Annotated in this window: 11 protein-coding genes; 3 read left to right on the top strand and 8 right to left on the bottom strand. The window is 47.1% G+C overall.

All coding sequences use genetic code 11. The annotated features are described in order from the left end of the window. Positions 1-614 precede the first annotated feature (614 nt). Positions 615-1,730, top strand: a complete 1,116-nt coding sequence (locus SPB21_RS16970) for a glycosyltransferase family 2 protein (protein WP_499867229.1) — start codon at positions 615-617, stop codon at positions 1,728-1,730. A gap of 260 nt (positions 1,731-1,990) precedes the next feature. Here the strand turns inward: SPB21_RS16970 and SPB21_RS16965 are convergent, their stop codons facing one another. Continuing rightward, positions 1,991-5,074: an efflux RND transporter permease subunit gene (locus SPB21_RS16965; protein WP_499867227.1), complete on the bottom strand. Its 3,084-nt coding sequence runs from the start codon at positions 5,072-5,074 to the stop codon at positions 1,991-1,993. 154 nt (positions 5,075-5,228) lie between these two features. Then, on the bottom strand, positions 5,229-6,515 hold the full coding sequence (locus tag SPB21_RS16960) for an efflux RND transporter periplasmic adaptor subunit (protein WP_499867226.1): 1,287 nt from the start codon (positions 6,513-6,515) through the stop codon (positions 5,229-5,231). 178 nt (positions 6,516-6,693) lie between these two features. Between SPB21_RS16960 and SPB21_RS16955 the strand changes: the two genes are divergently transcribed. Then, complete coding sequence (locus SPB21_RS16955) at positions 6,694-7,251, top strand: PadR family transcriptional regulator (RefSeq protein ID WP_499867224.1); 558 nt, start codon at positions 6,694-6,696, stop codon at positions 7,249-7,251. Positions 7,252-7,614: 363 nt separating this feature from the next. Beyond that, the gene (locus SPB21_RS16950) at positions 7,615-8,334 is read left to right on the top strand and encodes a phycobilisome rod-core linker polypeptide (protein ID WP_250565089.1); all 720 of its coding nucleotides are present in this window, start codon (positions 7,615-7,617) and stop codon (positions 8,332-8,334) included. 266 nt (positions 8,335-8,600) lie between these two features. On the opposite strand, the gene SPB21_RS16945 is transcribed toward SPB21_RS16950, so the two are convergent. From SPB21_RS16945 to SPB21_RS16920, 6 genes are all read right to left on the bottom strand, one after another. Continuing rightward, positions 8,601-9,851 carry a flotillin family protein gene (locus SPB21_RS16945; protein WP_499867223.1) on the bottom strand — a complete coding sequence of 417 codons (1,251 nt, stop codon included), beginning with the start codon at positions 9,849-9,851 and terminating at the stop codon, positions 8,601-8,603. Beyond that, positions 9,851-11,323 (bottom strand): flotillin family protein, encoded by a 1,473-nt coding sequence (locus tag SPB21_RS16940; RefSeq protein ID WP_499867222.1) that lies wholly within the window; start codon positions 11,321-11,323, stop codon positions 9,851-9,853. The genes SPB21_RS16945 and SPB21_RS16940 overlap by 1 nt, the downstream gene beginning before the upstream one ends. Before the next feature lie 20 nt (positions 11,324-11,343). Further along, positions 11,344-12,057 carry an NfeD family protein gene (locus tag SPB21_RS16935; protein ID WP_163702623.1) on the bottom strand — a complete coding sequence of 238 codons (714 nt, stop codon included), beginning with the start codon at positions 12,055-12,057 and terminating at the stop codon, positions 11,344-11,346. A gap of 238 nt (positions 12,058-12,295) precedes the next feature. Further along, on the bottom strand, positions 12,296-14,329 hold the full coding sequence (locus tag SPB21_RS16930; protein WP_163668007.1) for an elongation factor G: 2,034 nt from the start codon (positions 14,327-14,329) through the stop codon (positions 12,296-12,298). A 302-nt stretch (positions 14,330-14,631) separates the two neighbouring features. Continuing rightward, a complete protein-coding gene (locus SPB21_RS16925; protein ID WP_499867221.1) occupies positions 14,632-15,600 on the bottom strand; it encodes a sulfotransferase family protein in 969 nt (322 codons plus the stop codon). A gap of 427 nt (positions 15,601-16,027) precedes the next feature. Further along, positions 16,028-16,510, bottom strand: coding sequence for a T3SS (YopN, CesT) and YbjN peptide-binding chaperone 1 (locus SPB21_RS16920; protein ID WP_499867219.1), 483 nt, complete (start codon positions 16,508-16,510; stop codon positions 16,028-16,030). Between the last annotated feature and the right edge of the window lie 6 nt (positions 16,511-16,516).

Raw genomic sequence — 16,516 nt, 5'->3', positions numbered from 1 at the left:
GAGTTCCTATTATTCTACAGGCTATAAAAAACCCTATTTATACTGAGTTTTCTTGATGAGAACTAATTAATAATTTAGATGAGTAAGATGAGAGCTAATTATTAACTAAAAGCAGCAGCAACAGTTTCTTGGAAAGCCCCCACATTCCTCTAGGCTGTTTGCTAAGCTAGAGCCCAGTTAACGCTTTTGTCTTCTTCCAGTAAGCTTTAATTCGAATGCCGATAGGTTAAGCCTGTTAGCTATTTATGGCTGAATAACTGAGGCTATTTGCTAAGCTAGAGCCCGGTTAACGCTTTTAATTTCTTCTTCTAGTCAGCTTCAATGTTGGATGCTGATAGATTAGCCTGTCAGCTATCCATAGCTGAATGACTTAGAAGAAATTACACCTCATTCCATTCTTATCTATTTTTTTTCTGTGTCTGTGAGGTAGCAATGTGTATGGTTGCCACTACAATATTTGAGTAGAATTACCCATGCTTTTAGTTTAGCTGTAAGCATGCTCCATTGAGAAAAAATAAGCTGAGAAAAAATAAACTATATCTACGCTTAGAGCCACCCGTCATTGCTGACAGTTACTGTCTATTGTCCTTGCCTGAAAACTTTGAGTGGTTTCCATGACTGCTAAACGCTTTAACCCCAATGCTTTACCCCAAGCAGCCTCAAAGCCTTCGATTACAATCGTCGTCTCACCGCGCGAATGCTTTGGTAGTACACAGCAGACTCTGGAAAGTATCTACAGGCATACTAAAATGCCATTTGAACTTGTATATGTGGATACTGGTTCACCCAAACAGATTAAAAATTACCTATCCCAAGCAGCAGTTAAATATAATTTCACGTTATTACGTTCTGAGCATTTTCTTACACCAAATCAAGCCCGGAATCTGGGCCTAAGTCAAGTTACGACAGATTATATAGTTTTTATTACTAATGATATTCATGTCTCAAATGGTTGGTTAGAAAGGCTTTGGCAATGTTCCCAAGAGACGGATGCAGCCGTTGTTTGTCCCCTTACCTGTGTGGGTACACCTTTACATGAGCGCATTCATCTAGCTGGTGGTGAGGCCAGGGTCTTCATGGATGTTCAGGATGGACAGCCCCGTCGTTGTCTTTATGAACAACCCTTTCTTGTGGGTTGTTCAGCAACAGCTATGAAATCTCAATTGTCTAGACGAGCCTGTGAATTTGCAGAGTTAAACTGTCTGTTGATTAAACGAGAGATTTTTGCTCAGATTGGCTATTTGGACCCAAGGTTGGTGGGGGCTCAGGCAGATATGGATTTTTGTCTCAATGTGAATCGCGTTGGTGGGCTCATGTTCTGTGAACCTGCCTCAGTTGTGACCCATGTTCCACAGAAACCCAATAATTGGGCTGATTGGTCTTGTTTTATGTTGCGTTGGAGTGATGCGTGGGGCCTGGAAAGTCTGATGCGTTTTCAACAGAAATGGGATTTAGATGTGGAACGCTATTTTCAGACGCGCTATAGTCATCTAGGACAGCATCGTCAGGAGACTGTTGTTTATCCTTTACTTCGTCAGTTAACCATAGGCAATATCTCTCCATGGTTGGAGCAGCTGACCATTGATGTTGAAAGGTGGTTCAATCAAACACTTGCAGATCGATATGCTCAGTCTAGTGAGGAGGCTGTTGGTAAGGTGGTTCACGCTGCTGTGGGATCGACTCAAACGATGGAGTCTCGCACACGGGCTTTAGTCAGTATTTCTTTGTAATAGCAGCCTTGTTATTTGAAGATCACTTAAGGTTTCACCAATTACTAACTCCATAATATCGTTGGACTTTGCATCCAAAATCGATGGATGGGCTTAGGGGAGGGGGATAGGTGTTGGATGGGGTGTTGGGTTTCATGTTTCAACCCAACCTGCGGGCTATCGTATATGCACATCTCGAAAAGATGTTCGATATCCTGCCTTATCAAGGGGAGATCTAGCTCAGACACTCTTGTATTCAAAGTTTTATTCTTGTTGTCCTTTTAGCTCGTTGTAACCTTAACCAATGTTTTCCTAGGTCGATGAATTAACAAATGAGCTGACGGGATAAAATACAACGCCAACAGTGTTGCCCCCCCTAGACCCCCAGCGATCGCAATCGCCAACGGTGGCCAAAACCCAGTCGAATCGAGCAATAGCGGCGTAAACCCAATAATCGTTGTAACCGTCGTCGCCACTACGTGCCGCGTTGCCCTCATCACCACCTGTCGCGTTGCGCCTGCATCTCCCTTTCGTGCCAGGGGATCATTTCGCAATGCTGCCAACACCACAATCGAGTCATTAATCGCTAGACCAATTAGACCCAGCGTACCAAGAATGGCAGTAAAGCCGAATAGTGAGTTAAACAACCACAAGGCCATTGCTGCTAAACCCACTGCCGCCACTGCAACAACTGCCAGCAACCCGGCCAATGCAAAGGAATTAAAGGACAATACCAGTGTCGCTGTCATCAATACCACCAAAACTCCCACCGTTGACAACAGATTACCAACGGCAGATCCTCTGGCATCAGCCTCCCCTCCATAGCTGAGACGATACCCCGTTGGTAGCTCAAAGCCCTGCTCTGTCAATGCCTGTTGAAACTCAGCCAAAACAGTGCTGGGCAAAGACCCCGCCGTAATAAATGCCTGTACCGTATTCACCCGCTGTCCATCCCGTCGAGCGATAGTGCTCAGTTCTGGACGTAAGTTAACCGATGCCACGGCAGAAAAGGGAACTGTTGTCCCAGTAGCACTGAGTAAATCAACAGAGGTAATGCTTGCTAAGTCACCGCGCTCCGGCTCCGGTAGCTGTACGCGTACAGGAATATCTTCTGTGTCTTCTAGAATAGAACCGCCTAGCTGACCATCTAGAAGAGTACTGAGTTGGGATGCGATCGCACCATTATCCAATCCCACTCGTTTCGCCGCTGCCTCATCCACCTCCAATGCTAGCTTTGGCGATAGCTCTGTCAACGTGGCCCGAGTATGGGTAACCTCATTCAGCTGAGACAATATTAGCCGCAGCTGATTTCCCAGTGTCCTCAACTGTTCCAAATTAGGTCCATAGAGACTTACCTCAAGCGGCGCATCAAAGGGCGGTCCCTGCTCCAGCTGTTTAACCAGGATTTGAGCATCTGGAAAGGCAGTATCTAACTCAGTTTGTAGAGTTTGAATGGTTTCTCGTAGATTGTCTGTTGACTCCAACTGCACAATCCCCTGGGCATACTCAGCTGCATTACGACGACTGCCAATGACGTTATAGAAAAAAGACGGGGCGTTTTGGCCTAGAAACCAATGGATATCGTTAACTGCCGGATGTTGTTGGATTAGTTCACGAATGGCTAAGGTTTGATTGCGGGTGGTTGCGATCGCGCTAGATGCCGGACGTTCCACTTCAATTTGAAACTGGTCACGATTTGTTGGTGGAAAAAACTGTTGTGGTAAACTGGCAAACTGTACAAATCCCACCATAGGCAGCACCATGGCTATCAATACACCTAAAATAGGTCGACGAAAGACAGCTCGTAAACTTCCCTCATAGATACGTGAGAGAGTTTGATTAGAGAAGCCACCAATACTCCAATGTTGAGAGTGAGAACGTAACGGTCGCCAACGATAGACTAAGCCGGCTAAGGCTGCAATTACAGTTAGTGAAAGAGTTAACGAACTCAGTAGCGCTAAAATTACAGTGCTGCCAATCGTGCCAATAAACTCTCCTGTACCACCAGGAGAGGTGGCAATGGGAACAAATGCCAGCACTGTAGTCAGTGTGGATGCCAGCAACGGAACTGTCAGGTGCTTCACTGTTTCACCCACCGCGATCGCAGGATGGCTGCCACTTTGCAAGTGTACCCGCACCTCATCCACCACCACAATGGCATTGTCAATCAGCAAGCCCAGGGCAATAATTAACCCTGTAACAGACATCTGGTGTAGCGGAATGCCCAGCACGTTCATACTGCCAAATACCATCAGTGTAGAGAGCGGTAGCGCCATGCCAACAATCAGAGCTGAGCGCCATCCCAGCACCACCAGGGAGATGCCAATCACTAAAAGAGAACTAACAATCAGGTTGCCAATTACCCCATTCAATCGCTGTTGCACATACCGACTTTGATCCAGCACAATGTTGATGCCAAGACCATCTGACAGATTAGCTTCAAACATTTTGAGAACTTTTCTGGCCTGCTGTGCCCATTGGTCTACACGGTAGTCAGACTCAACAGTGGCTGCCACTACAACCGCGGGTTGACCACCGATCAATGCCAGGTCAGAGACTGGAGTTTTTACTCCTTTGGTTACCTGAGCAATATCTCCTAGCTGAGCAATCTGCCCCTCTGCCCCTACCTGAATTGGAATTTCTCGAATCCGATCCAGCGAATCCAGAGAACTGTCCACCTCAAACAAGAGTTCAGTAGCATCACTTCGCAGCTCTCCAGTAGAAATCTTCGCATCGCTAGCCCTAATCTGTTGTGATAAACTCTGGGCACTAATGCCTAACTTCAGCAAATCAGCCTGACTAATTTCCACCTGAATCTCTTCATCTGGCTCACCAAACAGCTCTACACTGTCCGTCCCAGGCAAGTTTCTTAATTCAGCTTCCAAGCCCTCTGCCACCCGACGCAGAATCGAATAGTTAACTGGCTCATTCAGCTCCCACGTTAGCCCCACAATCATGGCGCTTGCCTGTACCTCTTGATCCTCATACTCAGGCCGACTTGCCTCAGCAGGTAGCTCAGGAATCACATCGTCAATCTGACTCCGCACCCGTGCCCATACTGGCTCCACAGCAGACACCGTATCCTTCAGCTCCACTGTAACTACCGATATGCCAGGACCAGAAGACGAACTAATCTCCTCAACCTCTTCAATATCAGACAGCTCTTCCTCAATTTTGTCAGTTACTAAAGACTCTACTCGTTCTGCACTAGCCCCTGGGAAAAAGGTAGTCACCGTCGATGACCGCTGAACAATTTCAGGATCTTCCAACCGGGGTAATGATAAGAATGCAGACAGACCCCAGACAATAACTAATGTTAGCGTCAAAAACAGTAACTGCCGATTTCGAAAAAATAGATTAAACATAATTAGGTCAAGAGAAAAAGCAGTTCTTAGTCAAGACTTTGTATAGGAAAATAGCTTGGTTAGCGGTGGGGGAGTGGAGGCCCCCACGAAAGGAAGGGTTTCAGGAAGGAAAGCCCTGAGCAACCCCCACCGCTATTGACCAATTTTCACGCTCCTAATTCTTCACCAGCTGCCCTGGCACCAGCCGATGTGTACCACTTGTAATAATCTCTTCCCCTGGCTGTAGAAGCCCCCGCACAAAAGCCCGATCACTTTCCGCATAAAGCACCTCCACCTCTCGACGACTCACCTCATAAAGATTCTCACCAATGTTAATTTCCGCCTCATCCAACACATAGACCGACCACAATCCTCGCTCTCCAGCAACAAGAGCACTGGTTGGTAACCAGTAGCCAATTTCATTCTGTTGATCTTGCAACTCCAGTCGTGCAGTTGCACCAATTGTTGGCTGTGCTGCCGGTGGCAAAGCCATTACCACAGTGACCGTCTGGCTAGCATCATCAAGCTCTGGTAGCACAGCAGTGACCCTGCCCTCGAATGCTACCCCATTGACTTCGATAGTCTGAACGTCTCCGTTATTAATACGATTTGCTATCTGGTTAGGCACTCCAATACGAGCTTCTAAAGCATTACCTTCCACCAGGCGCATGATGGTTTGACCTGGGCTGACAACGACACCTTCATCCATAAGCCTCAGAGAGACACGACCATCAAAAGGAGCGTAGATAACGCTTTTAGCAATTGAGACATCTAAATTTTTCAAACTGGCCTCAATTTGGTCTACCTGGGCATCCTGAGCGCTGACTTGTTCCACCCGAGTACCTGTGTTTAGCTCATCTAACTGACTTTTGGCCTGATTAAGACGACTTTCTAAGGCATCGGCACCAAATTTGGCCTCATCTCGTTCTTCTAAAGAAATTGCACCTTGAATATAGAGATTCTCACGGCGCACCTGCTGTAACCGCGCCAGGTCAAGCTGAGCTTGCAAGTCTTGAACAGCAGCAGCGGCAGCGGCAATATCTTCCTGACGGGGACCGCGTTCTAATTCTTCAAATCGAGCCTGAGCCTGACGACGTTGGGCCTCAATCTGCTGACGTTGAGCTTGCAGGCTGCGGGTATCTAACCGAGCTAGAGGTGCTCCGGCAGCGACGGTATCCCCTTCATCTACAAGCACTTCCACCAGGGTACCTGCTTGCTCAAAACCCAGATCACTACTGCGTCGAGCAACGATTTCACCGGTGTAGGTGCGCTCTACTTGATATTCATTAACACGTTCTAAGGCTTGGGTTTGAACGGGGAGCGGTTGAATCGCATCCTCAGCCACAGCTGAGCCAGACCGAAAACGCCCCAGCCAGATGGCAGGAGCTACTAATACCGGCAGCAACCATAACCAGTGCCAGCTAGGGCGCTTTGCACTGGTATCAGACGTTGATGAAACCATAGCTCAATATCCAAACAGTTGATATTCACTTAATTGATATTCGCGTAGTTGATAATCAAATAATTGATATCCAACTTGTTGCTTATGCTTCCATAGCGTATACTCAACATGTTGGATATGTCAACGGATTCTCCATTCAATCTGTCTGTTAAGTCTGTCTGTTAAGTCTTTAAATTCTATGGCCCTAGCCCACACCATCCTTGCGTTGTTAGCCCAGCGACCCGATAGCGGATACGACATTAGTAAACGCTTCGACGAAGGGCTTAGCTGCTTTTGGAAAGCTTCCCAGCAGCAGGTATATCGAGAGCTATCTAAAATGGAGTCCCAAGGCTGGGTGAATTTTGAAAAGGTGCCCCAGGAAGGTAAGCCGGACAAAAAGATTTACAGCATTACAGATTCGGGATGGAGTGAACTGACCCGCTGGTATGCAGAACCTACTGAACGCACCCAAATCCGAGAAGATTTGCTGGTGAAGGCGATGATTGGCTATAAAATGCCCCGGGAGATGTTGTTGAAAGAATTACACCATCGCCAGGCACTACATCAGGCACAGTTAGATGAGTATCGTGTTATTGAGGAGATGTGTTTGGGGCATCCTGAACCCCCTGTGGAGCTGCAGTTTAAATACCTCACCCTGAAACGAGGGATTGCTTACGAAACAAGCTGGCTGCAGTGGTGTGCTGATGTGCTTTCATTTTTGGAGCAGTACGATGCGCAGCAAAGGACTGTGTCTTAGGGTGGGGTGCGATCGCATACTAGTTTCGACGGTTGCCATGGCCTTAGTGCAAAATTATTGATTTGACTTCAGGCGTACAAGACTGATTATTATTCAATTGCAATTATCGTTATGCTTCTTTACGTATCCTAAAAGAAGTCTCAAAACCCTAACGATTTCTCAAGAATCTTCAGATATCAGTCGTTTCTAGTGGGTGAGCACCCCACTTAGAGCTCCCTTTTCTGAGGAAAATGCAACATAATTAAACAAATTGAGTAAATATACTTATCAGTTTTGCTAGTGGGGGACGGCCTGTCACTAATATGTCCTTGACTAAAGGGCTCTATGTCGGCCTGCTTGTCCATTTATAAAAGTCAATTAAAAATGCAGACACTTGCCAATAACAATCAGGTCATCCCCGTAGCCACCAACGGTGGTATCCGTTTAGAAAGTGGTGATGCCAGCGGCATTAAGATGTTTTCTACGATGGATAAAGCAGACTGCTTGCAAGCAGTTTATCGTCGTCTCTTCAAAGACAATCGCAACATTGATTTTCACCACAATGAGTCTCTGGATTCAGCTTATCTCAATGGTGAAATTACCACGCAGGAGTTGGTTCGCGAGCTAATTTGCTCTGATATGTTCGTGAACTACATTCTGGCCAACAACAGTAACTATCGCTTTGTTCAGCTTTGCTTTGAGCGGGTTCTAGGTCGCCCTGCCATTCAGTCAGAAGTATTCAAGTGGAGTTCATTGCTAGCTTCAGAGGGCATTCGCACATTTGCTGAGCAGCTGACCGGTTCTGAAGAGTACATAAATGCGTTTGGTCCTTACCAGGTGCCTAGCCGTCGTTCCATCAAGCTATCCTCTAGCGATCAGGATTTACCTGCTCTACCTAAGGAACTCAGCATCAAGCGTTATCAAGGTGAAGGTAACGTTAATCAGTTTAACTACATTGGTGCTATTAACCCACTATGGGACGGCAACATGCCGCCAGCTATTATCCGTAAGATTGGTGCTGTGATTACCGTTGCTGGCGTTATTGAAGTCACTCGCATATTGTTTACAGCGGCTGTGGGTGCCATTACTGCTGGCCACATGTAATGGTTGTTTCAATCATTTAATTACTGCCTAATTCTTTGGATTTCTGTAGGGGCAGCCATAAGGGCTGCCCCTACAACGTCTATCTTCAAAATTCAAGGTCTTCCTTGCATAAGGTCAGCACAAATAAACCCCATAGCGGCATAGGCTTGCCTCCATGGGGTTTTGTTTACGAGGAGATTCAGACAATTATCCCAGGGTGGAAGGCACCACCCCTACGAGATTATCCAGTTTGAATGTGAATCAGGGAGACTTTATCGAATTTGATATTATTTCCCTTCTGGTAATCGCTGGGAGCTACTAGCCAGATTGTTCACGGCACTGGCAATATCCAGGCCAGTCGTCTGTTTTAACTGTTCGATAATGGCAATTGCCTGTTTTGCGGTGCCCCCTGTCTGACTGTCAATCATGGTGACATTCTGAATGTCAACATCGGGTACCGTAGCACTCAGGGTCTTCAACAACATTTCTAGCTTTTGTAGTAAGAAAATGTCGCGGGCATTTGCTCCAGCAGCGCGCCAGGACTCGGCTAACTGTTTAGTACCTTCGGCCTGGGCTTTACCATCTTCAACAATCTGAGCTGCATCCCCTTTGGCTTCTGCCAACGATCGTTTGCAATTGGCCTCAGCTGGGGCAATCACATCTGCTTTGAGCTGTTCAGTCACTTGCTTGATGCGCTCTTGCTGTACTGGAATCTCGGACTGAATACGGACGAGTTCAGAGGCAATTTCAGCTTCTACCTCGGCCACAACAGCCCCTCGCTTAGTAAGGGCATCCTGGATTCGACGCTCGGCTTCCGCTTCAGCAATGCCAGTGTCACGCTCAATCCGGCGCACAGAGGTAATCTTTTCGTTCTCAGCTGTTTGAATAGCTGATGCTGCCTGGGCTTTGGCCTCGGCGATACGGGCATCACGCTGGAGCTGGGCCTGCTGTTTACGACCGATGGAGTCAAGGTAGCGCACGTTATCAGAAATGTTCTGAATCTGTAGGGTATCGAGCACTAATCCTAGCTTTTCGAGATCTTCTTCTGCTTCATCTAAGAGACTTTTGGCAAAGGCAATTTTGTCTTCGTTTACCTGTTCTGGTGTAAGGCTAGCGAGAACGCCCCGTAAGTTACCTTCTAGGGTCTCTTTGGCAATTTTTTCAATCTCTTTTCGACTCTTGCCCAACAATCTCTCAATGGCATTATGAATGGCGGGTTCTTCACCAGCGACCTTGATGTTAGCAACGCCATCTACCTGCAGCGGAATACCGCCTTTAGAGTAGGCATTAGTTACCTTGAGCTCGATAATCATGTTGGTGAGGTCCATGCGCAGCGCCTTTTCTACCAATGGCTTACGAATGCTGCTACCACCTTTGACCAGACGATAGCCTATCGTTTTTTGCCCCAATCGCTGCTGAGCGCCCGCAAAGATCAGTACCTCATTCGGCTGACAAATGTAGTAGAGGTTGCGGATGATTAGGGAGATTACTCCAGAACCACCACCGAAAATAACGAGTAAAAGAATTAAACCTTCCATTAGCGATTGCCCTCCATGTTGGGCTCTACAGTTGTTGTATTGGTTGTGATAGCGGGTTCCAACTGGCGCTGAAAATCTAAGCTTTGGTTCAGGGTGCCCGTAACATCGATACCCAGGGTGTCGTCTACCTGTTTAAGGAACTGACGGACAACGTCGGGATAGACATTGACCAGGTTGGCAATAGACTTACCGTCGCCATTGTCAATAACGTTGACATTCTTAAGATGGATGCGGTCAGGAATTTTAGCGGCTTCCTTCAGTACCATGTCAATTTGTTGAATCAAAAAGACCTGGGTGGCATCGGTCCCGGTTTCGGCCCAGACCTCAGCTAGCATGTTGTTGACGAGAGCAGCGGCCTTAGCATTCTCTTCGAGAGCAGCGGCTTGACCCTTGGCGTGCAGTTCCTGAGCTTGTTTTGCAGCTTGGGCAGGCAGTACTTCATCGGCTTGTAGACGCAGTCGCTCTAGCTCGGCTCGCACTGTCTGGAGCTGTTGCTCGGCACGGGCGCGGGCTTCTTTGGCGGCAGCGATAGTGCGTTCCTCTTCAGATTTGGCTCGTTCCTCTAGCTCAGCTTTGATTTTGCGAAGTTCGTTTTGCTGTTGCTGTACAACTGTCAGAGCCTGGGTTTTTGCTACTTCCGCTTGCTTTTGGCAATCGGCTTCGATACGGTCGGCTTCACCCACAGCTTCAGACTCGGCAATCTCAGCATCGCGAATGATATTGGCAATTTGGCGGCGACCAATGGAGCTGAGATAGTCCATATCATCGGTGACACTTTGAATTTTGAGCGTATCTAAATGCAGTCCCAACTTACTGAGATCTTTAGCAACGTCAGCTGCAATGCGCTCGGCAAAGTTCATGCGATCTTCGTTGACCTGCTCAGGAGTAAGTAGGGCGACAACACCGCGTAGGTTACCTTCAAGGGTTTCGCGGACCACCCGACGAATTTCGGAGCGGTTGCGGCCTAGAAAGCGCTCAATGGCGTTACCAACAACGCTGCGATTGCTAGAAATTTTGACATTAGCGATGGCCTGAATATTCAGTGGTGTACCCCCTTTGGCATAGGCATTTGTCACCTCAACGGGGATAGGCATGGTCGTCATGTCCATGCTTTGCACCTGTTCAATAATGGGTACCACCAACGTACGACCACCAAATACCACACGGTAACCAACTGTCTGCCCCCTTTTGTTTTTGTATTTACGACCCGAGATAATCAAAATCTGATTGGGGTTGCAAATACGCAGGCAGGTTTTGAGCACTATGATTAGCGCGCCAATGCCAATCAGGCCAAGAACTAAGGCACTACCGCCTAAAACGGCACCTGCCTGGGCTGTATTTTGGTTAGCCTGTGAAATAGGAATGACCTGGGCAAGTTCGTAACTAACGGTCTCAGTGGTTTCGGCCTGGACCGATATTTTTTGATCCCCTGCTGGTGTAGTCTGTCCCAGCAAGAATAAAGTGTGTGTCATGGGTATGAAATGGGTATAAGTTAGTTCTGCTGAGCAGCGGTTTCGTCTGAAACGACCCAAAGCCGGTTTTTCTCGACATTAACGACGAGCACTTTATCACCCGGTACAAATTGTTTGGTGTCGTCCGTGAGTGCCATCATGTGCAAAGTGCTACCACGTAGTTCCAGACGCACTTTGCCTTTGCTTTTGGCATCAAAGGGCAGTTCTACGATGCCCACCCGTCCAGCAAAATCCTCGGTACGAATAAGGCTATCGGCATGGCGACGAGCCAGGTGGCGCAGGGTAATGGCCAAGGTGCCTCCTAGCACAATGCCCATGAGCAAAGCGACGATAAAGATGACTGAGGCGGGCCAATTGGATTGTACCCAGCTCAGGCTGAGGCCCGTCAAACCAAAGAAAAATCCGCCGACAGTCCAGAATTTGAAACTGGTGAGGATGTTCAGGCTGAAAATGTAGGCTCCTTTAACTTTTCGTAGGAGCTGAAGATCAGTGTCTATCTCGGCATCGAAGCCACCACCTGTACTGATATTGGGGCCAATATCTGGCGCATCGCCGTCAAGGTCTACATCACCATCAAGATCTAAATCTGCATCTAGATCTATATCGGCATCAAAGTCAGCGTCAAAATCAACATCGGTATCGGCATCGAAATCTGCATCACCGGCACCACCTAGTGTGGCGATCGCAACAAAGACGCCGCCAATGACAAAACAAAACCAATAAATTGACTGCACAGTATCTCCTTAGGGTTCATTCCCTAGTGATAGTCAGATACAGTCTGTGCCTCTAAAATTCCTGACAATTTTTAATGATTGGTAGGGTGGGCAGCGCCCACCAATCCTTGCAGCGGAAGTGCTACCCAATATCGTCATCATAGAATAGATGTACTTATCATATCCCAGACAGATCAAGGTGCGCCGTCACTTAGTTAAATAACAGCGCACCTGATTTTAGTTATGAGAGTTTGTGCGGTTACTTATGGTTGCTAGCCTCAGCCACAATTTTCTCCTTTAATCTCTCAGGTACAGTATTCAGATGGTCGTACTGCCAGCTGAAGAAGCCCACACCCATACTCAACGAACGCAGTTCCAGGATCAGCGTTTGCATTTCAGCAACCGGTAGCTGTGCAGACACCTCATCCCAACCAGGCCAGTTAGCCTTGTTGGTATACCCCATCACCTGACCCCGACGACCGCTAATCAGAGTGAGCACGTTAGAGGTAAACCGATTCGGAACGGATATAGACAGAGAGGCAATCGGCTCTAACAGCGCAGGTTTGCACTCGGGTAGACCCGTTTGCATGGCAATGCGTGCAGCCTGCTTAAATGCCTGGTCAGAACTGTCTACATGGTGGTACGACCCGTTCTTAAGGGTGACCGAGACATCCACCACTGGGAAGCCTAATGGCCCTTGCTTGAGAAACTCTCTCACACCAGTCTCAACACTGGGAATGTATTGTTTAGGAACAACGCCGCCAACAATTTTCTCAGCGAACTTAAACCCTTCTCCGCGCGGTAGGGGCTGAATGTCGATGTAAATATCACCAAACTGTCCATGGCCGCCGGTCTGGTGCTTATAGCGTCCGCGAATGTCCTCTTTGGCATTGCGAATGGTCTCTTTATAGGCCACCTGGGGAACGTGAGTGACCATGGATAGATTGTACTTACGGCGGAGCCAGTCCATGGCAATTTTGAGATGGACGTCTCCTTGTCCCCACAAGATTACTTCGTGGGTGTCGCCATGTTGTTCCCAATGCAGAGCAGGATCTTCATCTACTAGCTTGTTGAGTGCTCCACTCAGCTTGACTTCGTCATCGCGCTTTTCGGGAGCAATGGCTAAGGAGTAAACCGCTGGCAGAATATCTGCGATAGGTAAGGTTTCGTCAGAGTTTTCTGCTGTGGTGAGGGTGTCGCCAGTCCTAGCGTGTTCTAGACGTGCGATCGCAACCACGCTACCTGCTTCCGCTGCACTGAGTGCCTGCTGCTGACTACCCATCAAAGAATACAAACCGCCCATGCGATCTAGCCCTAGGTTGGCTCCATCCTTGAGGGTGCCTCGCCACAGCCGAGCTAAAGACAGTTTGCCGCCTTGGGGACTATAGTAGGTTTTGAGAATCTGAACCAAAGGCTCAGTAGAGTTCAGATCAATGCCACGTCGTTCTGCAGTGACCTGAGGCTCAGGCGTTTCTCGTACTAATGCATCCAGCAGTGGACGAACGCCATAGTCCTTAGAGGCTACACCGACAAAGACGGGCACCACTAGGTCTGCGCCCAGTTCCATTTTGAGATCCTGGATAATCTCGTCCTCCGGTGGATCAATTTCTTCCAGTAGCTCTTCTAAGAGGTGATCATCGAAGTCTGCCAGGGTCTCTAGCATTTCCGTGCGGGCTATTGCTTCTTCGACCGCCAACTCCTGAGGCAATGGCACTGGATCGGCGGCGGCTCCTGCGTGGTAGTGATAGGCCTGCTCACTGACTAAATCAATGAACCCGACCAAGTCTGCTCCAGCGCCGATGGGATATTGATGGGGGACCAGGGGCCGACTGGAGACTGATTTTAAGGCTTCTAAGACGTCAGAAAATGGTGCACTGGCCCGATCCATTTTGTTGAGCCAGAGAACATGGGGAATTTCCCATTTATCTAGAAAATGCAGCAGTGGCGATACGGTAAGTACTCGGCTAGGGTCAGGTTCGCACACGACGATGGCGGCGTCTACTCCCATCAATATATGTAGCGGTTCTTGGAGCAGCTCGATGGAACCTGGGCAGTCAAGGAATGTAAAACGAATGCCGCCGTACTCAGTACAGGCGGCATTCGTTTCGACCGTCATTTGGCGATTGCGGGCTTCAGGTGTATGGTCTCCAATCGTATTACCTTCAGGAATGGATCCTTTTCGAGAAATCGTATCGGTGACCGAAAGTAGACTTTCAAGCAATGTGGTTTTACCACTGGAATATGGGCCTACAATCGCCACGTTTCGTGAACGAGAGACAGCAGCTTTTGCCATTAGGTTTACCCCTTTTTCTAAAGAGACGACTATTGGCCAAGCTCAGATTGACTTGTTAGGTTATAGGGCGTCTGAGCTGGTAGAGCGGGGAAAACAACCTCTTAACGGAAATTAAGGGCGAAACGATTGGTTAAGAAGTGTATAACCCCTTGGTTTTATATAGCCAGCCTAACGCTGCTGCAAACCTTTAATGACAAGGGGTTTGAAAAAGTTCACTAGGTTAAGAAGCATGAGCAACCTTGAAGTTTTGAGTGGTAAATGTTGAGTTTTGAATTGAGCTTAGAAAGTATCCAACTGGACAACTAAGTTAACGAATAACCGAGTCGCGTTAGGGTTTTTCCGGCAGATTGATGCCACAGGTCGATATGTTCTTGCGATAAGGCTGTTTTCCAGTTGTTGATATTTCCCTTGTTGATATGTTGGCCAATGCCTTTATTCTTAATGTTTTCAATATTGTAGGATTCTATAATTTGGCTCAGTTCTGTAGTCGTAATCTCTAAATCAATAAAGTTACAGATTTGATTGAGTTGAGTGATCGGATCTTCTCGAAGTTCCTCGTATTTGATTGAATACATACGAGCTGAAAAGGCTGGATCTAGAGAAAGTTTCTCACTTAAAGCAATGCATCTTTCCCATTGAGAAATTATGGTTCTTGTGTCGTATTCAGCCCATCGCTTTGTTGTAGCTCTGGCTTGTAAAGACGCACAAACATCCCGACCATCTCGGACTATGTTGATGATTCTGGCTTCGGGCCAACTATTTAAGATGACATCAGCATATTTAATGTGAAATGGAGTTTTTTCGAGAAAAAACTGTTGTGGCTGTCCGCCCACCTGTTCAAAAAAAATATCGATAATAAGCTGGATTAGGTACTGGGCCTTCTCTAGATCTGAATCTGAGTTTTGTCTTACTTGGTGGATTAAGGTTTTAAGTTGTTGATAGCTAATGAGATGATGTAAACCGATATCGTTGTTTTTTTGATAAATTTGATAGCTCTTCAAGATACTGTTCCAAACATCTGAAGAGGTTGCTCCAAACAACAAAGCAGGGATGCCAAAATGTCTTGCGAAGCGTGGCCAGTCTTGCCAACGGCGTTGTGCATTTAATTTAGTGATATAGGTGAATGGCTCATAGATAAGCCGATAAATATGACTCTCATTTTTTACGGGAATCACATTTCTGTGATTAGAGAGCATTTTCTGTAACCACGTAGTGCCCGAGCGAGGACAACCAACAATAAAAATCTTTTTGTAAGAAATCTGAGCTTCCATTTAAGCCTGCTTTATCGAGAAGTAAGGGCATCAATTTAAGCTGGGAAAGCTTGGCTGAGTAGGAGTTAGAAGCTCATGAATTCTGGCTTCTGACTCCTGACTTCTATGCTTGGAGACCTGTCCCGCTCTGACTTGATACCCGAATTAAACCTATAGGTTCGGTGAAATGAGAAACAGCTAGTCCAAACGGACTAGCTGTTTTCTATAGGTAAAATTCCCCTAAAGCGATGCGCGCTAACGGAAAATCACGAACTAGGCAACATGTTTCATATCTCTGTTATTTCTTATTTCCAATTTTTATTCACGCCAATGAGATTGCCAAATAACATGATGAAACCACTAGCCAAAATAATGATGGCCAAAGCTACAAAAATACCGTCGTAGGTTGCTAGGTCTTCCATAGTGCGGAGTGAAGGTTTTTATACTCTTATAGTTTAGAGGTTGGTGTTGAGTTGCGGGCACGCTGACCGTCAAACTTGTCAAGCATGATGTCGCTATAATGACTTGCGATCGCACCCACCGACAGCAAACATACTTCTAGCTCTGTTGGGTCCATATGTTGGCCACCCAAAATCCGGTTAGCAAAAAATACAGTACCGGCTTCATCGGTCTGAAAGGAGCCAAATCGCATTTTTCGGTTTTCGTCCAGTAAAAACCTCAGTAAATCTAACTCTGGGCCACAGCCGATGGCCACACAACTGCTGGCTCGCACAATGGCCAGTTCCTTATCGGGGTAAGGATGCGCCTCCCATGGCAATATGTATAGCTCAATCAGCGTTGTATTTTGGTAAATTAAGTCAAAATAAGGCTTTTCATCACTTGCCCGCACTGTTTCCTTAAATATGCTGCCACTTAGATAGTCTTGAACCCGTTCATAGGTTAGTTCTTGGGCATCATTTGTAAATTTCATAGGTGG

Origin of the sequence: Leptothoe sp. ISB3NOV94-8A, assembly GCF_043421595.1 — a bacterium.
Lineage (GTDB): Bacteria > Cyanobacteriota > Cyanobacteriia > Phormidesmidales > Phormidesmidaceae > Leptothoe > Leptothoe turfae.
Note: the sequence above shows the minus strand (reverse complement) of the source record. Positions and strands in the feature narration are given on the sequence as shown.

Bases quoted from the DNA above. Each gene is read 5' to 3' on its own strand.
- SPB21_RS16970 (WP_499867229.1), top strand. From the start codon at position 615: ATGACTGCTAAACGCTTTAACCCCAATGCTTTACCCCAAGCAGCCTCA.
- SPB21_RS16965 (WP_499867227.1), bottom strand. From the start codon at position 5,074: ATGTTTAATCTATTTTTTCGAAATCGGCAGTTACTGTTTTTGACGCTA.
- SPB21_RS16960 (WP_499867226.1), bottom strand. From the start codon at position 6,515: ATGGTTTCATCAACGTCTGATACCAGTGCAAAGCGCCCTAGCTGGCAC.
- SPB21_RS16955 (WP_499867224.1), top strand. From the start codon at position 6,694: ATGGCCCTAGCCCACACCATCCTTGCGTTGTTAGCCCAGCGACCCGAT.
- SPB21_RS16950 (WP_250565089.1), top strand. From the start codon at position 7,615: ATGCAGACACTTGCCAATAACAATCAGGTCATCCCCGTAGCCACCAAC.
- SPB21_RS16945 (WP_499867223.1), bottom strand. From the start codon at position 9,851: ATGGAAGGTTTAATTCTTTTACTCGTTATTTTCGGTGGTGGTTCTGGA.
- SPB21_RS16940 (WP_499867222.1), bottom strand. From the start codon at position 11,323: ATGACACACACTTTATTCTTGCTGGGACAGACTACACCAGCAGGGGAT.
- SPB21_RS16930 (WP_163668007.1), bottom strand. From the start codon at position 14,329: ATGGCAAAAGCTGCTGTCTCTCGTTCACGAAACGTGGCGATTGTAGGC.
- SPB21_RS16925 (WP_499867221.1), bottom strand. From the start codon at position 15,600: ATGGAAGCTCAGATTTCTTACAAAAAGATTTTTATTGTTGGTTGTCCT.
- SPB21_RS16920 (WP_499867219.1), bottom strand. From the start codon at position 16,510: ATGAAATTTACAAATGATGCCCAAGAACTAACCTATGAACGGGTTCAA.